The sequence below is a fragment of the Clostridium sp. L2-50 genome, from assembly GCF_000154245.1.
Lineage (GTDB): Bacteria > Bacillota > Clostridia > Lachnospirales > Lachnospiraceae > Coprococcus.
This window is the reverse complement of the sequence record NZ_DS480312.1, coordinates 254,587-271,232: the sequence shown is the minus strand read 5'-3', so window position 1 is coordinate 271,232 and position 16,646 is coordinate 254,587. Positions and strand designations below refer to the sequence as shown.

Genomic DNA, 16,646 nt, shown 5'->3' with positions numbered 1-16,646 from the left:
GTACAACGGTATGTGTAAAGTAATAGCAATCGTGAATCAAAAAGGTGGCGTAGCAAAGACTACGACAACAGTGAACTTAGGTATAGGTTTGGTAAGAGAAGGCAAGAAGGTACTACTTATAGATGCGGATAGTCAGGGATCCCTTTCATCAAGCCTTGGCGTAGCAGAGCCTGATGAGCTTGATGTTACTCTCTCGACGATCATGGGTAAAGTGATCAATGATGAAGATTATGGAAAGCGGGAAGGGGTTATTGTACATGAGGAGGGAGTATCTTTTCTTCCATGCAATATCGAACTTTCCGGACTGGAAGTCACATTGGTAAATACCATGCGGAGAGAGTACATATTGAAAGAGTACATAACAAGTGTGAGAAACTTGTATGACTATATCCTGATTGACTGCAATTCCAGCCTTGGCATGGTGACAATGAATGCCCTGACTGCGGCTGATTCGGTCATCATACCGATAGAAGCAGCGTACCTTTCCGTAAAGGGGTTGCAACAGCTTATCACTACCCTTGGCAGGACAAAGAAATATCTGAATCCGAATCTTGGGATAGAGGGAATCGTTTTCACAAAGATGGTTGGACGTACCAATTACGCAAAGGAAATCAAGTCCATGGTGGAAGAAATCTATGGCAAAAATGTCCGTGTGTTTGGTGCGGTTATCCCACATTCTGTGAGAGCGGCAGAGACTTCCGCAGAGGGTGTGAGTATATTCAAGCATGACCCAAGAGGAAAAGTTGCGGCGGCGTATAAGAAGCTCGCAAAGGAGGTGCTTGCAGATGAATAAATCCAATAGTGCTTCCAAGATAAAGATGAAATCATTTGACGATCTGTTTGGTACAAACGAAAATCTGGAACAGGCAAATGCAAATGGTGGTGAAATCCGAGAAATACCTTTAGCAAGTCTGCATACATTCAGAAATCATCCGTTTCAGATCCATGAAGATAAGCTAGAGGAAATGGTAGAGAGTGTCAGACAGTATGGCGTGCTTGTTCCAGGAATTGCGAGAATGCGACCGCAGGGTGGTTATGAAATTATTGCCGGACACACAAGAAAGGCTGCCTGTGAACTTGCCGGTCTTGATACCATGCCGATGTTCATTCGCAATCTGAATGATGATGAAGCTACCATTGTCATGGTGGACAGTAACATTCAGAGAGAAGATATCTTTCCAAGCGAAAAGGCAAGGGCGTATAGTATGCGTTACTATGCCATGAAACATCAGGGCATTAAGGGAGATAAGGGTAGTAGCCTTGATATCATGAGTGAGGAAACCGGCGAGAACGCAAAGAAGATTCAGCGATATATCAGACTTGCAAAGCTCTCTGATGAACTGCTTGACTTTGTTGACAGGAAAAAGATTGGTTTTATTCAGGGTGTTGATCTTTCGTATCTGAACGAGAAGCAGCAGCAGTGGGTACTCGATATAATACTCGACAGGAATATATTCCCTAATATAGAGCAGTCGGCAAGACTAAAGGCATCCTGCCGGGAAAATATGCTTACACAGGAAGAAGTGAGGAACATCATGCTTCCGGAACAGGTGTTAGCAAAGCCGAGAAAGGTAACGTTCAAGGCAGACAGATTGGATGACTACTTTGATGAAGGATATACGGAAGAAAAGATTACAGAGGTTATAATAAACCTCTTAGATGAATGGAAGAAAAGAGGTGAGAGGGCATGACTAATATTGTAAATACCGGTAATGCGTCGGTGGATGCGCTGGCAGAGATGAGCATTAGTGGCAATGTTACACCGGTAAATTGGTATAAAACAATTTTGCGTGAAAATGGCAAGCCATACCTTCTCGCTATCTGTGTGTTGTCGGAAATCGTGTATTGGTATCGTCCTGTGGAAGTACGGGACGAGCATAGCGGCATGACAATTGGTTACAGAAAAAAGTTTCGAGAGGATTTGCTACAGAAAACCTACAATGATTTTGCCGAGCAGTTTGGAGAATCACGGAGAAGTGTGAAGGCAGCGTTTGACAGACTAGAGGAAATCGGTGTGATCCGTCGTGAATTCCGTAACATAGAAACAAATAGCGGAATGGTCTTAAATAATGTCATGTATATTGATCTATGCGTTGATAGACTTTACACATGTACATATCTGGACATACCAGGAGATGACGAAGATGTAGAAAACACAGGGGAAGAAATACAAAAACAGGCTGAAAACCAAGCAAATAAGCCTGTTACAAAATTTTGTACCTCCTCATACAAAACTTTGTATGACCCTCCTACAAAATTTTGTAACACCCCCTACAAAACTTCGTATGACCCTCCTGCAAAATTTTGTAACACCCTCCCACAAAACGATGTACCACCTCATACAAAGTTTTGTAAGACAAATACAGAGAATACTACAGAGAATACGGAGGAGATTACCTATCCTATCATTCCATCAGGCACAGGCGTGAAAACTGATACGATGGATAGGATGGATGAAGTGCGCTCATTTATCAAAGACAATATTGATTATGACGTATTGCTTCAGTGCCATCCTACAGAGAAGATGGACATAAACGAATTGGTGGAGCTGATGGTTGAGACCATAGCGGTTAAACAGCCAGTAATCCGTATCAATAAATATGATTTCCCATATGATGTTGTTCGGAGCAGATTGGAGAAGATAGATTTTCATACGATGGAGTATGTGCTGGAATGCCTTCGCAACAATACTACAAAGGTACGCAACATACGAAGCTATATGCTCACGACACTGTATAATGCTCCGGTAACATGTAGTAATTACTATAAAGCAGAAGTAAACCATGACTTCTATGGTAAGTAACGATTCATAGCTGCTGGAAACAGCAGTTGACTATATATTTTTCACCTTCCCTTCCTTTTGAGGGGCAGGAGGGCACACCTGCCTCTCGTTTTAAGGGGATTGCTGCAAGTATGATTCTTTGATATAATCAATGCAACAGTTTTACAAATCGGAATTTGTGAGGGTAATTATGATAAATTTTTTGAATGATATAAGGAATGCAGAAAATCCAATATCCAATAATAGAAAACTTATAAATACCATAGCGATATTGTTTCTCGGAATAGCTTTGGGAACTTTCTCAAAATATCTGGATTTTCGTCAAACTGAACTTCCAGGTGTGCTTATGGCAATAAATGGAGTCTTAGATATTGGTAATTTTCTTGGGCGTTTTGCAATCTGGATATTGATTGCACTGTGTATTTCTATTTATAGCAATTCTGCAATAAGAGCAAGCATCAATGTTTTTGTATTCTTTGTTGGTATGGTTGCAAGCTACTATTTGTATTCAAACTATATTGCAGGATTTTTCCCAAGAAGTTATGCGATGATTTGGTTTGGATTTACAGCTGTTTCTCCATTATTGGCTTTTGTCTGTTGGTATGCAAAGGGGAAAAGCAAACTGGCATTTATACTATCAGCGCTGATTTTGGCAGTATTGTTCAATATGTGCTTTGTATATGGATGCTGGTATTTTAATGCAAAATCTGTTTTGGAAGTGATAGTCTTTATTATTGGACTTATTGTTTTGAGGAGAGACACATTGAGGAGTTCTGCGCTAATGGGAACGATTAGTATAGTTCTTGCAGTTTTACTTGATATGGTTATTCCATTTCATTTTGGATAAACAACTTCCAGTTTGTCGAACACATGAAAATTTGAATTTAACGCACATCTAAAAAACGAGAATTCACAAAAACGTAGCCATAAAATGGTGATGAAAGGACGTATAACTTATGAGTAAAAAAGTATTTGTTTTGGTACACGATTACTGGCATCACGATGATTCCATCAAGCCTATGATGAACTATCTGTTTAACGCAGATTATGAAGTAACATTCACAAAGAATCCAAATGATTATTTCAAGGGGCAGTTTGATTTGTTTTTGTCTTTCAAAGATCCTATTGAAAATGATCAGATTCCTACTCCAATCTGGTGTGATGAAAAATGGACGGAGAAATTTCTGAATGATATTCAGAATGGTATGGGAACGATTATGCTTCACGCATCACTTACTGATTACACAGAAAATCACGCAATCCTCACAAATGTTGTAAGAAGTAACTTTATCACTCATCCCGAACAATGTCCGCTTACTGTAAAACCGATAGCAGAACATCCGATTATTGAAGGCATTGGCAAATTCACATTCCCTGATTTTGACGAACATTATGTAATGAAAATGATTCCGAATGCTGATACAACGATTCTTGCAGAAACCGTTTCAAAGAACGGCGTTCAGCCTGCTGTATGGATTCACACCTATGGCAAGGGAAAAATCTGCTGTATCGTTCCTGCACACACTACCCAAAATCTGACCTGTGAACCATTTGTCAAACTTGTAAAGAATGCTATTGATTGGGTTTAATAGCATTAATAGAGCGTCAAATTCCAGTTTGGAGAATTGAGAAAATCGGAATTTTATGAAATGTTAAGAGAAAGCTAATGAGAATGATGGTAGAAAAAAAGAAATCAATAGCATTAATTATTATTTTACTTACAATTGTTGTTATTTTTATTTGTGGTCGATATTATTTTGCACACAATAAAAGTTATAAAAATGAGGCAATTGAAAAAGGAGATTATATATATCTTAATGGAGTAAGATATTCTCAAACATCGAAACTGGAAAATTATAAAATATCAAATGTGGTAATTTGTACATCTGACAGTGGGAGAAAATTATATGAGATAGAAGAATATCCTGATTATGAATATATCGCGGGATATTATGCATGGGACGGCGTAATATATAAAAAAGATGAAACAGATTGATAACTTCCCGTTTATGAGGATAAAAGATGAAAATTATAGAAATCACAGAAAGTAAAAAACAATATCTTGAGTTGCTCTTATTGGCAGATGAGCAGGAAAATATGATAGATCGCTATCTTAATAAAGGCAGAATGTATGTGTTAGATGATAATGGGATTAAATGCGAGTGCGTCGTTACCAATGAAGGAAATGGAGTGCTTGAAATAAAAAATATTGCGACTGCTCCGGAATATCAAGGGAAAGGATATGCAAAAGCCCTGATTGATTTTATTGTTGAGAAATACGGAGAACAATATGCTATTCTGCAAGTAGGAACAGGAGATAGCCCACTTACAATACCATTTTATGAAAAATGTGGTTTTGTCCGTTCGCGTATCATTCCCCATTTTTTTACAGAAAATTACGATCATCCAATATACGAAGATGGAATACAATTGGTGGATATGGTATATTTGCAAAGAAAGCTATAAAGAAACATGTTCTAATAATCCGTTGACATTTTAAAATTGCCGTGGGTATACATATGCACATACCTATATTGAGTACATAGAAACAACCTATGGTTGGAATGCTGTTTTGAACATTATACAGAGCGGGGATTATGAAGCGGTCTTTAGAAAATCGAAACGGGATATATACGCTGAATGGGTAGCGTGCGTGATATAAGAAATGCTTCGGTGCATAGTAATTGTTTAATCAATAAGTTGTTTGAAGAATTACCAGCTACACAACAACCAGATGCGGAGATAACGGAATATGTGAAACGGATAAAAAATATTCCTTCATCGACTAGAGCTAAGAATTTGAAATATAGAGTCGTATATGATTTTGTAACATTGTTATTTGTGTATAATGAAATTGTGCCGGAAGGGGTGGCGAAAAGACAAAGACATAAAGAAATACAAGAATCCAAGGCAGCACGAGATGCATTTGCTGAATTTGTATTAGAGAGGAGAAAAAGTGAATAAAAAGGCTTATGTAAGTATTATTATTGTTTTAATAGTTTTGGTATTGATTACTGGCTCATATACTGCAATTCATTATTTTTTTAATTATTCAACAAAAGAATGGTTTAGAGAGAGTATTAATGCCGGAGATTACGTGATTGTTGGTGAAGAAATAGGTGATACAATATTTGATGGTGACACTCAGGTTGAAATCTCTATTTTTGACCACATTAATAAGGTCCATATGATCTCCTTTAAAACAAGAATTAGCAATCAAGGGGAGAAGCTGTCAGCTAAAAATTATGATATTGAATGTACTGACGAATATATAAAAATTGAACTGATTAATTTTGATGGTACAAAAAAAGTGGCATATCGCTTTTTCTTTGAAGATTTCAAGTATTAATATTTTTTATATAAAACACAAATGCTAGGTGGATCAGAGAAGGATGCTTGAAAAAAGCATGTCGGATTTCGATGATCCACCTTGTTTTATTAGTAAAAAAGATTTACCTATACTTATGGTAAACGTCAAATCATCCAACCAAGGTTCAGAATTAAAGTAATCATGCCGATATATAATGAAAATCAGTAAATTGTAAACGGAGCATCAATAATTCAGAAGGAGAAAGGATGGGTATAGGAGCAGATGGGGTAATGATGTTTCGGTATAAGACAAACCTCTGAGTATAAGGAGTTTGAAGAGAAAACAAAGAACTGGACGAAAGACGATGAAGCTACTGTTGCAAATGAGTTTATGCAATTATTTGTTGAATTCGGACAAATGAAAGAAATGGACCCAGAAGATGAACAGGTGCAGTTGCAGGTAAGGAAACTTCAGGATTACATTACAGATCATTTTTATACATGTTCTGATAAGATTTTATGCGGTCTTGGAAGAATGTATGCCGGTGGAGGAGAACTTACGGAAAATATTGATGATGTTGGAGGAGTTGGCACAGCAGAGTTTGCAAGTAAAGCTATTGATATATTTTATATGAGCGGAAGGTAAATTCAAGTTTGTAACGAAGGTATTTGCGATGAAAGGAATTAAGATTGAGTTATTGGGGATTGCAATAATACCTTTAGGAATTGCTGTGACAACAAATAATTTTTGGGGATAGATGGTATTTCACAAAAGGTTTTGACAGATAGTTTAAGACAAATGATGAGTGATGGGCTGGCATATCGCCACGATTACCATGAGCAGCCACCGAGAGTTGAATACGGCTTAACGGAACTCGGAACAAAAATGCTTCCAATTGTTAATTCACTTGCTGACTTTGGTAACTACTATAAATCAATTATTGAACAGAATTAAGGACGTTAGTATTTGAAAAGCTTGAACAATTCCAGTTGATATTTCACTTATTTTAGGAAATTTAATAACTGTTATATTTGATTATCAAATTCCTCACAAACCCTTGAAAATACTAAGTTTGTAGCAAGTGAACTTTCCCTTACTCTTTCCCTTGTATTATATTCTCTCATTGGTTTTCATGAACCTTAATATGGGAAAAATTAAGGGAAAGAAAAATTCGTACATAGTATAACATATAACAATAACGACATGGTGAACTGAATGAAATGTTTTCGATATTTAACTCTGTAAATGATTATTAAAAAATGGAGATAAGATACAATGAGAACAATTTATGCAGAATACAACATAAACCACGATAGTATTGATGTTTACACAAGTGCCGGATATATGCTTCGCATTAATTGTTGGGAAGCTGAAAAAAATTTAAAAACCACATATGGATCAGAATGTGCGCTTACTTCATTGGCTGTGGATGAGCCTTTGGAATATGCAAGATTATATCTTGATGGCAATTTACAGATGTGGGTGGATGCAGAAGATTCACTTGAATTATAGGCAATTTAAACAAAAGTTTATATCTGATTTTCGATTATCCATATGAACACTTTACTTTCAAGCATTTTGAGAAATATAGAAAAACGCTAATTTTACCACTAATAAATGAGCCTTGATATGACACTAAAAACAATATGGGAGATAGCACAATATCTGTGTATCTCCCGTTTTTCATTTTTGTAATATAATTACTTCACTCTAATTTTTATATTTTCTTATTTTTCAATAATCATAGGACTTATTTCTAAATCTGCCATAGACTGCTTTGTTTGGTATGGCTTTCGGGATATGATTACACACATCATAGTGTGGATAGTAATAGAGCATAAAACATGTAGAGTAAGGTTGCTACAACTCATATTGCCATATATAATAACTAATGACATCGAAAATTAAAGAAATTGATTAGAAATAGATTTTTGTTTGATAATCTTAAATCAGATATTCACAATGGAGGCATATTTATGGCGCAGAGTATTTTAATTGTAGACGATGAAAAAGAAATTGTATCAATGCTGTATTGCTATTTCAGCAAACTTGGATATACGGTATATACTGCAACAGCAGGAAATGCTGCATTAAAAGAAGTAGAAAAAAAACCTGACATTATTTTGTTAGATGTCAATATGCCAGATATAGATGGATTTACTGTTTGCGAAAGGATACGGGATTATGTTTCATGCCCTATAATTTTTTTAACAGCACGCATTGAAGATAGTGATAAAATAAAAGGATTTTCTATTGGCGCAGACGACTATGTAATAAAACCATTTTCTGTTGATGAATTAGAAGCTCGCATTGCAGCACATCTTCGCAGAGAAAAAAGACACAATATATCTTCAAAGGTGCAATTTGATGAAGATATGGTTATAGATTATTCCTCACGTATTGTGTTTTATCATAATAAGGATATGGCTTTTACCAAAAAGGAATTTGATATAATATCTTTCCTTTCGCAAAACAAAGGAATTGTTTTTGACCGGGAAACTATTTATGAAAAAGTTTGGGGATTAGACGGCATTGGTGATAATACAGTTGTTACAGAACATATCAGACGTATTAGGGCAAAATTTTTATCTTTAGGCGATAGACCTTACATTGAAACTGTTTGGGGGTGCGGATATAGATGGAAAAATTAAAGAGAAGCAGATTGTTCAATCGGTTAAATAGCATGAGTATTAGAATGACCTTTGTTCTTTATGCTTTGTTTTCGTTGTTGATTGGAATAATTATTTGTATACTTTTAATTTCAATGGTTGACAGATACAGAATAAATTTAAACTATAAGTATGAAAATCTGTCAACGAGGTATGATATACCGGAAAATGGCTCATTTACCGCCACTTATAGTAATGACCAAACAAAATACACAATATTTGACACGAAAGGAAACGAGATATGCAAGTTCAATGTTGATTATCAAAAAGAACGCCCAGTACACGAATATGTCTATCCGAACCATGTTTCATATATCGAAGTTTTACCTAATTTTACAAACCGGGATAGGCTTATTGACAGTGCTTTAGGTTCATTAAATATTGCAATTATTCCTATCGTATTATCTATTAGTATGATATGTTGTGTAACATTTTTTATAAAAAAAAATTATCGAAACCTATTAAGCTATTAACTAATGCGTATCATAAAATTGAAGCAAATGACTTAGATTTTACGTTATCATATCCATTAAATGATGAAATGGGGAAACTTTGTCATGCCTTTGAAAAAATGAAAGACTGTTTGTCGAAAAATAATGAAACTATGTTTCGACAATTTGCTGAACAGCGCCGTCTAAATGCTGCTTTTTCGCATGACTTACGCACTCCTTTGACTTTACTAAAGGGTCATGCTACTATGCTGCTTTCCTTTATTCCCAAAGGCTTAGTATCACAACAAGAAATATTAGATGAAATATCAGTAATGTCAAAAAATATTTCACGTCTTGAAAAATATGTAAATGCTATGACGAACTTATACAGGTTAGAGGATATTGATATTCCACGACAACAGATTACATTTCATTCACTTATTGATAATTTTAATAACACAGCAGAAGCACTTTGTTATGACAAACATTTTTCAATTACTACAAGCGGTAATAATATAACCTTGTTTATCAATTTAGATACAGTCATGCAGATTTATGAAAACTTACTCTCTAATAGTATTAGATACGCAAAAAGTGATATTGCTATTAGCGTAGTAATAGAGAATGATAATTTAGTTATATCTGTTTCAGACGATGGTTGCGGGTTTAAAAATATTGATATTGAAAAGGCGACATTACCATTTTATAAATCATCGAAAGATATAGCTACTGAACATTTGGGGTTAGGGCTGAATATTAGTAAGATTTTAAGTGAAAGACATGGCGGAAATATCCAAATTGCTAATAATAAAGCAGGGGGAGCATGTGTTACAGTGAAAATAAATTGCAATGAAAGTTGATTGAAAATAGACATTTTATTGCTATTATAAATTTAAAAGAAAGGAGATAAGGACAAATGAAAAAAATAATATGTATGTTTCTAACCTTATTGTTATTGGTGTGTATTGTTGGGTGTAGTCAAGCAAAGGACAGTGATAATCATGTAGTACAAGATTATTCCGAAGAATATGAGGTTTCTCCTTATGGAAGTGAAGAAGCGCTTGACACTTTGGGCGATTTGAAGATTTCAATGAGTACAGAAAAGGATTTAGACTTAAAGCACCTTTCATTTCTAATAGAAAATACTTCTGATAAAGAATACCAATATTCACCAGATTATTTTGAAATAGAAGCTGAACAATCCGGCACTTGGTATCAACTTAAACAGCTTGATGACCCCTCAAAGAGCAATGAAAAGGATTGCTTTATTAAGCCTAACGAACGATTAACATTAGAAATTGATGTTAAAAGTTTTTATGGAGAATTGCCTGCTGGACACTATCGTTTGATTAAACAATTTGCGTTCTTTGAAAGTGAAAGAGATTGGGATTACGATACATATAATTTATCTTGCGAATTTACGATAAGGTAAAAATTCTCTACTTCATAAGCATGAAAAAAAACCGCTTATGAAGTAGAAAGTTCTCATGCCATTTTAACGGCGGTTTTGAAATAACAATCAAAACCGCCGTTTTCTTTTGTAAAAATGAGAATACGGAGGGTGTGTTAAAGTCGCCCTTTTTCAAGGATACGGTGGTATCAAGGAGGTATTGCCATGTCCTTTTTTATGTACCATGTGGAGCATATTTATGTCTAGGAAGAAATACAGTAAAGCATTCAAACTAAGGCTTTTAAAAAAGCATAATGAAACAGGCATATCCTACTAGAAATTGGAAAAGGATAATATAATAGCAGGGGACGATGTGTGTTTTTATCCCCTGCTTTTATACGTTTTTTATCATATTTTGATCAATATAGCTTGGTATTTAACTGATTTTTCAAATAACATCTAAGTCCAACATATACTCCTTGCGAAAGTACAAAAAGCAATAGAAGATTTACTGACAGTGTTTTTTTGATGGATTCTCCAAAATAAATGATGACAGCAGCACTTGTCAGTATCATCAGTAGAGTAATAAAATCCCAACAGTTTTTCTTATATAATTCTATAACCTTTATTTCTATCAGTATCACCAGTATCCCTGTTCCTGCTACGCATATTCCGACAACCAATATCAGCAATAACCAATATATGATTTCGGCTATAAACGCATTTGGAATTTTGGTACTAATCTGTGCCGCAGAATGTCCGGCAGCAATCGTCCATCCGATAAAAGTTTGTATGAATGACGCTGCATCATGGAAGAATGATTTACAATCGGAAAGGAACACATCTGACTGTACTGCCTGAAAAAGAGTGGTTGTCAGCGAATACCATGCAAGAAGGAACAAGGTTGTTTGGAATATTACCGTTTTTGCTTTATACTGTCCTGCAAGTCGCTCTTTTTGTGTTTCGTATTTCGCTTTTTCATTCTGATAGGCTGTCCGGTCACAGGCTTCACATTTTTCATAGAGTACCGGCTTTTCTACCGGTATCTCTACGATTTTCTGATGTGTCCGGGCATAATCCCGTTGTTGTGTTAAGCATCGTATTTTATCTTGACATTCCCCTATCGTGACGTTTGCGCTTCGCAGCTTCTCTTTCTCGATCTGCAATGCTCTGTCTGCCAGCTTCAAGTCGTTCTTTAATGCTTGAATATTCCCGGCTCTGTTCTCTTTGTTTAATTTCTCGTTCAAGGTCAGAGATTCGCTGAGCTGCGTCTTCAGTTCCACGATAAGCTGGTCTTTCTGTTCCAGTTCTTCTTGTATCTCCTCGGTCAAGAGCAGAAGTTCTTCCAACTGTTCGGCGTTCTTTGATTCTCTGGATTCGTTCATCTATATCACGTCCTTTCCTTATTTGCTGTTCCAGTTCAGCAATTCGGTGTTCTGTTTCAGCAATAAACTGTTTTCGCTGTTCAGATTCTGTGCCAATTTCTGCCATTGCTGATTTTCGTTTTCCAAAAGTTCTATCTTCGTTTTCTGTTCTTCCATCTTGGAAAGCAGTTCCTCGGTATTTGGCAAAATGTTGAGCAGCTCGGATAACTCGCTGTTTAATTTTTGCAATTTCTGATTCTGTTCCTGCATAAGAGAGAGTTGGGTGTCCCGGTTCTGCATTTCCAGAAGCATTTCTGCCATTAAGGTCTGCTGTTCTTCGATTTGCCCAATCATGGACTCCATTAAGGGTATAATTTCCCGGCTTTCTTCTAATGTCATTTAATCGCTCCTTCCATAATGATAATGCACCTGATACTTTCCCAAAGGTGTCCAGTATCTTTTGCAATAACGTGTTTTGTTGTTTTATGATTTGATTTTCCGCTACTTTCCACGAACCTTTTATTTCCTGCCCGACAAGAAACTTTTGTTCAATCTTTCTTGCGTCAGCACCTTCATGGATGGTAGGAATCTGGAGTTTTCCCTGTTTTTCATAAGAACGGTGATCGACCTGATTATGCAAAGAAAGATGTTCATTACACACCTTTGCCCACTCACTCCGCCATAGTTCACAATTTTTTGGATTGTTCCATCCAGTAGCATCGGTCAGCACCCGTTTCCATTGCAGGCGGTTTCTTGCACCAATCTTCTGAATTCCGTTTTCGTCTAATACAGGGATACGGATTCCATGACGGTCAGGGTTTTTCTTATCCTGCCACCAGTTCGGATGGGATTCATCAATCACGATATTTCCGTTTTTATCTCTGACAAAATCCCAATCCTTGACTTCTTTCTTTCCCCAAGAATGATCCGGGTTAAAAGGACGCATAGTCAGAAGCAGATGGACATGGGGGTTGCCATCCCCTTTATCGTGGATACTCCAATCAGCGCACATTCCTCTATCTACAAAAGTTTTTTGGATATAGTCAGTTGTACATTGAATTTGTTCCTGTCTGTTCCATTCTTTGGGAAGGGCAAATTCAAATGACCTGCCAAATTGGGCATCCGCACTTTTTTCAATCTTCAATACCTCATTCCATAACCTCTGTTTCTGAAATGTGATTTTAAATTTTTCTAAAGCAGCTTCTTTATCTGCTGACTTTTTGTATCGGACAGATTTCTGAAAGCGTTTTATATTTTCCTCTGGTACTATCTGCCATTCAGGAGGTGCGTTTTCGCACATCATCAGACTGGTGTAGACCACTTCTTTTTTAGAAGTGTAATAACTGATTCGCCCGGTTTCCTCATTTTTCATCACATCCCCATTGAGATATGCGGAAGCGGAGATAACAGATTTCCCTTTACTACGTCCGACTATTTTGACTGTGTAATGAAAAATCGCCATGTCTGGATGCCTCCTTTCTGCACATCCGGCATAGATTTCCGGCAACATTGCTTTCGGTTTTAGGAAAAGCAGCATTGCCGGAACGCCCTCTGCGTAAGAGTGCCCTGCGCATAGCAGCCTGCATGGAATGCGCCCCTCTGGCGAAGAGTGCCTCCTGCGGCATGAGCAGGTCTGGCTGAAAGCCCCGCCGACGGAACGAGCCCGGCAAGCGTGAGCGCAGACCGGTTGCCACTTGTGGCAAACTTATTGGGACGACCTCTGGTTGTCCATAAGTGCGCCCTTCATAAAAAAGCAATGAAGGGAATGAAAACCTCATCCCCTCCGCCATTACACTTCCTCCATATCGGTATTTGTTTCTTTCTGCATTGCCTTTGAGAAAAATTTCCCGTTGGCTTCCTGCTTTTTCAGAAAACCAATCAGCTTTGGGATGTCTTCTTCCTCAATAGGCGAACCAAGAACGGATTCCACCGCACCGCCAACCTGACAGAGCCTATGGGTTCGTTTTTTACTTTCTTCGGCTTTCTTTCGCTTCAGAAGTTCTTTCTTCTGTGCTGCATATCTTTTCGCCTTTTCAAGGCTTTCCTGCTCTTTCTTTTCCATTTCAAGCATTCGTTCTTCATAACTTTTTGTTGATTTTGCCATTATTACATTCTCCTTTCTCTTGCAAACATAAGTTCTTGGTTGCGTATCAGAAGAAGCACATGGTATAATCTTCTTGCGTGTAGGTATATCATGGCTTCGGTCTGATAGAACCTTTGGCGGTTTCTTTGGAAGCCGCCTTTTTAATTTGCCGCAGTTCTTGTTACGGCTTTTACATTTCCTCTATCCCTCAAATCACGACCTTCATTCGCTTCCATAAACATTTCCAGAATATCGGTTTTAATCAGGACTTTGCGACCAACCTTTAATACTGGAAGTTTCTTCCATTCTACAAGCTGTCTTAAGGTGTTTCTGCCGATTCCCGTATAGTCAGCAGCTTCTTCGATGGATAATGCAATTTTTCTTTGCGTCATATAATCACCTCCTTATAAATTGCATTATGCAATTCTTGTGATGTAAGTATATCCTTTTCACATCTTTTTGTCAAGCGTTACGAAATATTAAAAGCAAATATTATATTGCATATTGCAATTTTGAAAAAACAATGCTATAATTCATACATACCGAAAAAGGAGGCAGTCAGCATGAAAGATAAAGAATTACGCAAGCTGATAGGGAGCAGAATAAAACAGCGCCGTCTGGAATTGAATCTGACACAGCCTTATGTCGCAGAAAAGATGGGGGTTACCGCTTCTACAATCCTGCGTTATGAGAATGGTTCGATTGACAATACGAAAAAAATGGTGCTGGAAGGTCTTTCGGAAGCACTTCATGTATCTGTGGAATGGCTCAAAGGGGAAACAGATGAATATGAAACCGACATTACGGATAAGAGAGAGTTACAGATTCGTGATGCGATGGGAGATATTCTGGAACAGTTACCGCTTGCCCTTACCAAAGAAGAAGATGCTTTTTCAAAAGATTTATTACTGCTGATGTTAAAACAATATGGTCTGTTTTTGGATTCCTTTCAGTTCGCCTGCAAAAACTTCAAGGGGAATGATGGTCAGACGGATATTGCCAAAACAATAGGGTTTGAATCGAATGATGAATATAATGAGATTATGTTCTTAAGGGAAATCACTCCTACCATCAATGCTTTTAATGAGATGGCAGACGTTGTAAGGCTCTATTCCAAGAAACCAAAAACAGCAGAACAAAGGCTTGCAAATCTTTTATCAGAAGTCTTATACGAAGATTCCGAATCGGTATAGTAAGACAACCGGAGTTATGATATACTTACACGCACGAAGCATTTCATCAGTTCCGATTGTCTAATATCGAAAGGAGACATACGATTATGGCAAAAGGATCTGTAAGAAAAAAAGGAAAGAAATGGTACTACCGCTTCTATGTAGAGGACGCAAGCGGCAATCTTGTTCAGAAAGAATGCGTTGGAACAGAAAGCAAAAGTGAAACTGAAAAGCTGCTCCGTCAGGCAATGGATGATTATGAGAAAAAGAAATTTGTTGCCAAAGCGGAAAATCTCACAGTCGGACAACTTCTGGATGTGTGGGCAGAGGAGGAATTAAAAACAGGTACGCTCAGCAATGGTACTGTGGAGAATTACCTCGGAACAATCCGAAATATTAAGAAACATCCGCTGGCAGAACGGAAATTAAAAAATGTAACCTCTGAGCATTTGCAATCTTTCTTTGATTTGCTTTCCTTCGGGGGAGTTCATCCCGATGGAAAAGAGAGAAAGGGTTACAGCAAAGATTACATCCATTCTTTTTCCGCAGTCATGCAGCAGTCTTTCCGCTTTGCAGTATTTCCAAAACAGTATATTACGTTCAATCCCATGCAGTATATTAAACTGCGGTATCAGACGGACGAAGTTGATTTGTTTTCGGATGAGGACATGGACGGAAATATCCAACCAATTTCACGAGAAGATTATGAAAGACTGCTTGCGTATCTTCAAAAAAAGAACCCAGCCGCAATACTTCCAATCCAGATAGCCTATTATGCCGGGCTTCGTATTGGAGAAGCCTGTGGTTTGGCATGGCAGGACGTAAATCTGGAAGAACAATGCCTTACCATAAGACGCAGCATCCGATATGATGGCTCAAAGCGCAAATATATCATCGGACCAACCAAGCGGAAAAAAGTGAGGATTGTTGATTTTGGAGATACGCTGGTAGAGATTTTCCGCAATGCCCGGAAAGAGCAGTTAAAAAATCGAATGCAGTACGGAGAACTTTATCACACGAACTACTACAAAGAGGTCAAAGAGAAAAACAGAGTGTACTACGAATATTACTGCTTAGACAGAACAGAGGAAGTCCCGGCAGATTATAAAGAAATTTCTTTCGTCTGCTTAAGACCGGATGGTTGTCTGGAACTTCCGACTACTTTGGGGACGGTATGCAGAAAGGTGGCAAAAACATTAGAGGGATTTGAAGGCTTTCATTTCCACCAGTTACGTCACACCTATACAAGCAACCTTTTGGCAAATGGAGCTGCTCCAAAAGATGTGCAGGAATTATTAGGACACTCAGATGTAAGTACCACAATGAATGTCTATGCTCACTCCACAAGAGATGCGAAACGAAAATCGGTTCGGCTTCTTGATAAAGTGGTAGGCAATGATTAAAAAAAATTCCCTTATTTCCCTTGTGATTATCTCATAAGGGCA

General features: G+C 37.4%; 22 protein-coding genes. 18 read left to right on the top strand and 4 right to left on the bottom strand.

All coding sequences use genetic code 11. The features are described from left to right. The first annotated feature begins 10 nt into the window (after nt 1-10). The 16 genes from CLOL250_RS01425 to CLOL250_RS01360 all read left to right on the top strand — a co-directional run bounded on the left by CLOL250_RS01425 (nt 11) and on the right by CLOL250_RS01360 (nt 10,624). Nucleotides 11-793 (top strand): ParA family protein, encoded by a 783-nt coding sequence (locus CLOL250_RS01425; protein WP_008400179.1) that lies wholly within the window; start codon nt 11-13, stop codon nt 791-793. Continuing rightward, nucleotides 786-1,691 carry a ParB/RepB/Spo0J family partition protein gene (locus CLOL250_RS01420; RefSeq protein ID WP_008400178.1) on the top strand — a complete coding sequence of 302 codons (906 nt, stop codon included), beginning with the start codon at nt 786-788 and terminating at the stop codon, nt 1,689-1,691. Before CLOL250_RS01425 ends, CLOL250_RS01420 begins: the two co-directional genes overlap by 8 nt. Next, entirely contained in the window at nt 1,688-2,803 is a 1,116-nt protein-coding gene (locus CLOL250_RS01415) for a DUF6017 domain-containing protein (protein ID WP_008400177.1), read from the top strand. The genes CLOL250_RS01420 and CLOL250_RS01415 overlap by 4 nt, the downstream gene beginning before the upstream one ends. Before the next feature lie 169 nt (nt 2,804-2,972). After that, the gene (locus CLOL250_RS01410; protein ID WP_004851532.1) at nt 2,973-3,629 is read left to right on the top strand and encodes a hypothetical protein; all 657 of its coding nucleotides are present in this window, start codon (nt 2,973-2,975) and stop codon (nt 3,627-3,629) included. 109 nt (nt 3,630-3,738) lie between these two features. Next, a complete protein-coding gene (locus tag CLOL250_RS01405; RefSeq protein ID WP_008400174.1) occupies nt 3,739-4,371 on the top strand; it encodes a ThuA domain-containing protein in 633 nt (210 codons plus the stop codon). An 83-nt stretch (nt 4,372-4,454) separates the two neighbouring features. Next, entirely contained in the window at nt 4,455-4,778 is a 324-nt protein-coding gene (locus CLOL250_RS01400; protein WP_008402180.1) for a hypothetical protein, read from the top strand. Nucleotides 4,779-4,804: 26 nt separating this feature from the next. Next, nucleotides 4,805-5,248 carry a GNAT family N-acetyltransferase gene (locus CLOL250_RS01395; protein ID WP_008400171.1) on the top strand — a complete coding sequence of 148 codons (444 nt, stop codon included), beginning with the start codon at nt 4,805-4,807 and terminating at the stop codon, nt 5,246-5,248. 174 nt (nt 5,249-5,422) lie between these two features. Beyond that, nucleotides 5,423-5,746: a hypothetical protein gene (locus CLOL250_RS01390; RefSeq protein ID WP_008400170.1), complete on the top strand. Its 324-nt coding sequence runs from the start codon at nt 5,423-5,425 to the stop codon at nt 5,744-5,746. Continuing rightward, nucleotides 5,739-6,131: a hypothetical protein gene (locus CLOL250_RS01385; protein WP_008400168.1), complete on the top strand. Its 393-nt coding sequence runs from the start codon at nt 5,739-5,741 to the stop codon at nt 6,129-6,131. The genes CLOL250_RS01390 and CLOL250_RS01385 overlap by 8 nt, the downstream gene beginning before the upstream one ends. A gap of 264 nt (nt 6,132-6,395) precedes the next feature. Continuing rightward, complete coding sequence (locus CLOL250_RS13610; RefSeq protein ID WP_084770625.1) at nt 6,396-6,737, top strand: TipAS antibiotic-recognition domain-containing protein; 342 nt, start codon at nt 6,396-6,398, stop codon at nt 6,735-6,737. A 102-nt stretch (nt 6,738-6,839) separates the two neighbouring features. Next, nucleotides 6,840-7,046 (top strand): winged helix-turn-helix transcriptional regulator, encoded by a 207-nt coding sequence (locus tag CLOL250_RS13605; protein ID WP_008400165.1) that lies wholly within the window; start codon nt 6,840-6,842, stop codon nt 7,044-7,046. 321 nt (nt 7,047-7,367) lie between these two features. Continuing rightward, complete coding sequence (locus CLOL250_RS01375; protein ID WP_008400163.1) at nt 7,368-7,604, top strand: DUF6061 family protein; 237 nt, start codon at nt 7,368-7,370, stop codon at nt 7,602-7,604. Nucleotides 7,605-8,068: 464 nt separating this feature from the next. Beyond that, entirely contained in the window at nt 8,069-8,743 is a 675-nt protein-coding gene (locus CLOL250_RS01370; RefSeq protein WP_044944580.1) for a response regulator transcription factor, read from the top strand. A 32-nt stretch (nt 8,744-8,775) separates the two neighbouring features. After that, nucleotides 8,776-9,234, top strand: coding sequence for a hypothetical protein (locus CLOL250_RS14040; RefSeq protein WP_274922220.1), 459 nt, complete (start codon nt 8,776-8,778; stop codon nt 9,232-9,234). Beyond that, nucleotides 9,180-10,052, top strand: coding sequence for a HAMP domain-containing sensor histidine kinase (locus tag CLOL250_RS01365; RefSeq protein WP_008400158.1), 873 nt, complete (start codon nt 9,180-9,182; stop codon nt 10,050-10,052). Before CLOL250_RS14040 ends, CLOL250_RS01365 begins: the two co-directional genes overlap by 55 nt. Nucleotides 10,053-10,108: 56 nt before the next feature. Then, nucleotides 10,109-10,624 (top strand): immunoglobulin-like domain-containing protein, encoded by a 516-nt coding sequence (locus CLOL250_RS01360; protein WP_008400157.1) that lies wholly within the window; start codon nt 10,109-10,111, stop codon nt 10,622-10,624. Nucleotides 10,625-11,001: 377 nt separating this feature from the next. Here the strand turns inward: CLOL250_RS01360 and CLOL250_RS01355 are convergent, their stop codons facing one another. The 4 genes from CLOL250_RS01355 to CLOL250_RS01335 all read right to left on the bottom strand — a co-directional run bounded on the left by CLOL250_RS01355 (nt 11,002) and on the right by CLOL250_RS01335 (nt 14,421). Further along, the gene (locus CLOL250_RS01355; RefSeq protein WP_008400155.1) at nt 11,002-11,748 is read right to left on the bottom strand and encodes a DUF6040 family protein; all 747 of its coding nucleotides are present in this window, start codon (nt 11,746-11,748) and stop codon (nt 11,002-11,004) included. Beyond that, nucleotides 11,687-13,408 (bottom strand): MobA/MobL family protein, encoded by a 1,722-nt coding sequence (locus CLOL250_RS01350; protein ID WP_044944578.1) that lies wholly within the window; start codon nt 13,406-13,408, stop codon nt 11,687-11,689. The genes CLOL250_RS01355 and CLOL250_RS01350 overlap by 62 nt, the downstream gene beginning before the upstream one ends. 327 nt (nt 13,409-13,735) lie before the next feature. Next, nucleotides 13,736-14,050 carry a hypothetical protein gene (locus tag CLOL250_RS01340; RefSeq protein WP_005337289.1) on the bottom strand — a complete coding sequence of 105 codons (315 nt, stop codon included), beginning with the start codon at nt 14,048-14,050 and terminating at the stop codon, nt 13,736-13,738. A 140-nt stretch (nt 14,051-14,190) separates the two neighbouring features. Continuing rightward, on the bottom strand, nt 14,191-14,421 hold the full coding sequence (locus CLOL250_RS01335) for a helix-turn-helix domain-containing protein (RefSeq protein ID WP_004843519.1): 231 nt from the start codon (nt 14,419-14,421) through the stop codon (nt 14,191-14,193). A gap of 171 nt (nt 14,422-14,592) precedes the next feature. Here CLOL250_RS01335 and CLOL250_RS01330 point away from each other — a divergent pair, with 171 nt between their 5' ends. Further along, nucleotides 14,593-15,222, top strand: a complete 630-nt coding sequence (locus CLOL250_RS01330) for a helix-turn-helix domain-containing protein (RefSeq protein WP_008400149.1) — start codon at nt 14,593-14,595, stop codon at nt 15,220-15,222. A gap of 86 nt (nt 15,223-15,308) precedes the next feature. Further along, nucleotides 15,309-16,604 (top strand): tyrosine-type recombinase/integrase, encoded by a 1,296-nt coding sequence (locus CLOL250_RS01325; RefSeq protein ID WP_008400148.1) that lies wholly within the window; start codon nt 15,309-15,311, stop codon nt 16,602-16,604. Nucleotides 16,605-16,646 lie beyond the last annotated feature (42 nt).

Bases quoted from the DNA above. Each gene is read 5' to 3' on its own strand.
- CLOL250_RS01425 (WP_008400179.1), top strand. From the start codon at position 11: ATGTGTAAAGTAATAGCAATCGTGAATCAAAAAGGTGGCGTAGCAAAG.
- CLOL250_RS01420 (WP_008400178.1), top strand. From the start codon at position 786: ATGAATAAATCCAATAGTGCTTCCAAGATAAAGATGAAATCATTTGAC.
- CLOL250_RS01415 (WP_008400177.1), top strand. From the start codon at position 1,688: ATGACTAATATTGTAAATACCGGTAATGCGTCGGTGGATGCGCTGGCA.
- CLOL250_RS01410 (WP_004851532.1), top strand. From the start codon at position 2,973: ATGATAAATTTTTTGAATGATATAAGGAATGCAGAAAATCCAATATCC.
- CLOL250_RS01405 (WP_008400174.1), top strand. From the start codon at position 3,739: ATGAGTAAAAAAGTATTTGTTTTGGTACACGATTACTGGCATCACGAT.
- CLOL250_RS01400 (WP_008402180.1), top strand. From the start codon at position 4,455: ATGATGGTAGAAAAAAAGAAATCAATAGCATTAATTATTATTTTACTT.
- CLOL250_RS01395 (WP_008400171.1), top strand. From the start codon at position 4,805: ATGAAAATTATAGAAATCACAGAAAGTAAAAAACAATATCTTGAGTTG.
- CLOL250_RS01390 (WP_008400170.1), top strand. From the start codon at position 5,423: ATGGGTAGCGTGCGTGATATAAGAAATGCTTCGGTGCATAGTAATTGT.
- CLOL250_RS01375 (WP_008400163.1), top strand. From the start codon at position 7,368: ATGAGAACAATTTATGCAGAATACAACATAAACCACGATAGTATTGAT.
- CLOL250_RS01370 (WP_044944580.1), top strand. From the start codon at position 8,069: ATGGCGCAGAGTATTTTAATTGTAGACGATGAAAAAGAAATTGTATCA.
- CLOL250_RS14040 (WP_274922220.1), top strand. From the start codon at position 8,776: ATGAGTATTAGAATGACCTTTGTTCTTTATGCTTTGTTTTCGTTGTTG.
- CLOL250_RS01365 (WP_008400158.1), top strand. From the start codon at position 9,180: ATGTTGTGTAACATTTTTTATAAAAAAAAATTATCGAAACCTATTAAG.
- CLOL250_RS01360 (WP_008400157.1), top strand. From the start codon at position 10,109: ATGAAAAAAATAATATGTATGTTTCTAACCTTATTGTTATTGGTGTGT.
- CLOL250_RS01350 (WP_044944578.1), bottom strand. From the start codon at position 13,408: ATGGCGATTTTTCATTACACAGTCAAAATAGTCGGACGTAGTAAAGGG.
- CLOL250_RS01340 (WP_005337289.1), bottom strand. From the start codon at position 14,050: ATGGCAAAATCAACAAAAAGTTATGAAGAACGAATGCTTGAAATGGAA.
- CLOL250_RS01335 (WP_004843519.1), bottom strand. From the start codon at position 14,421: ATGACGCAAAGAAAAATTGCATTATCCATCGAAGAAGCTGCTGACTAT.
- CLOL250_RS01330 (WP_008400149.1), top strand. From the start codon at position 14,593: ATGAAAGATAAAGAATTACGCAAGCTGATAGGGAGCAGAATAAAACAG.
- CLOL250_RS01325 (WP_008400148.1), top strand. From the start codon at position 15,309: ATGGCAAAAGGATCTGTAAGAAAAAAAGGAAAGAAATGGTACTACCGC.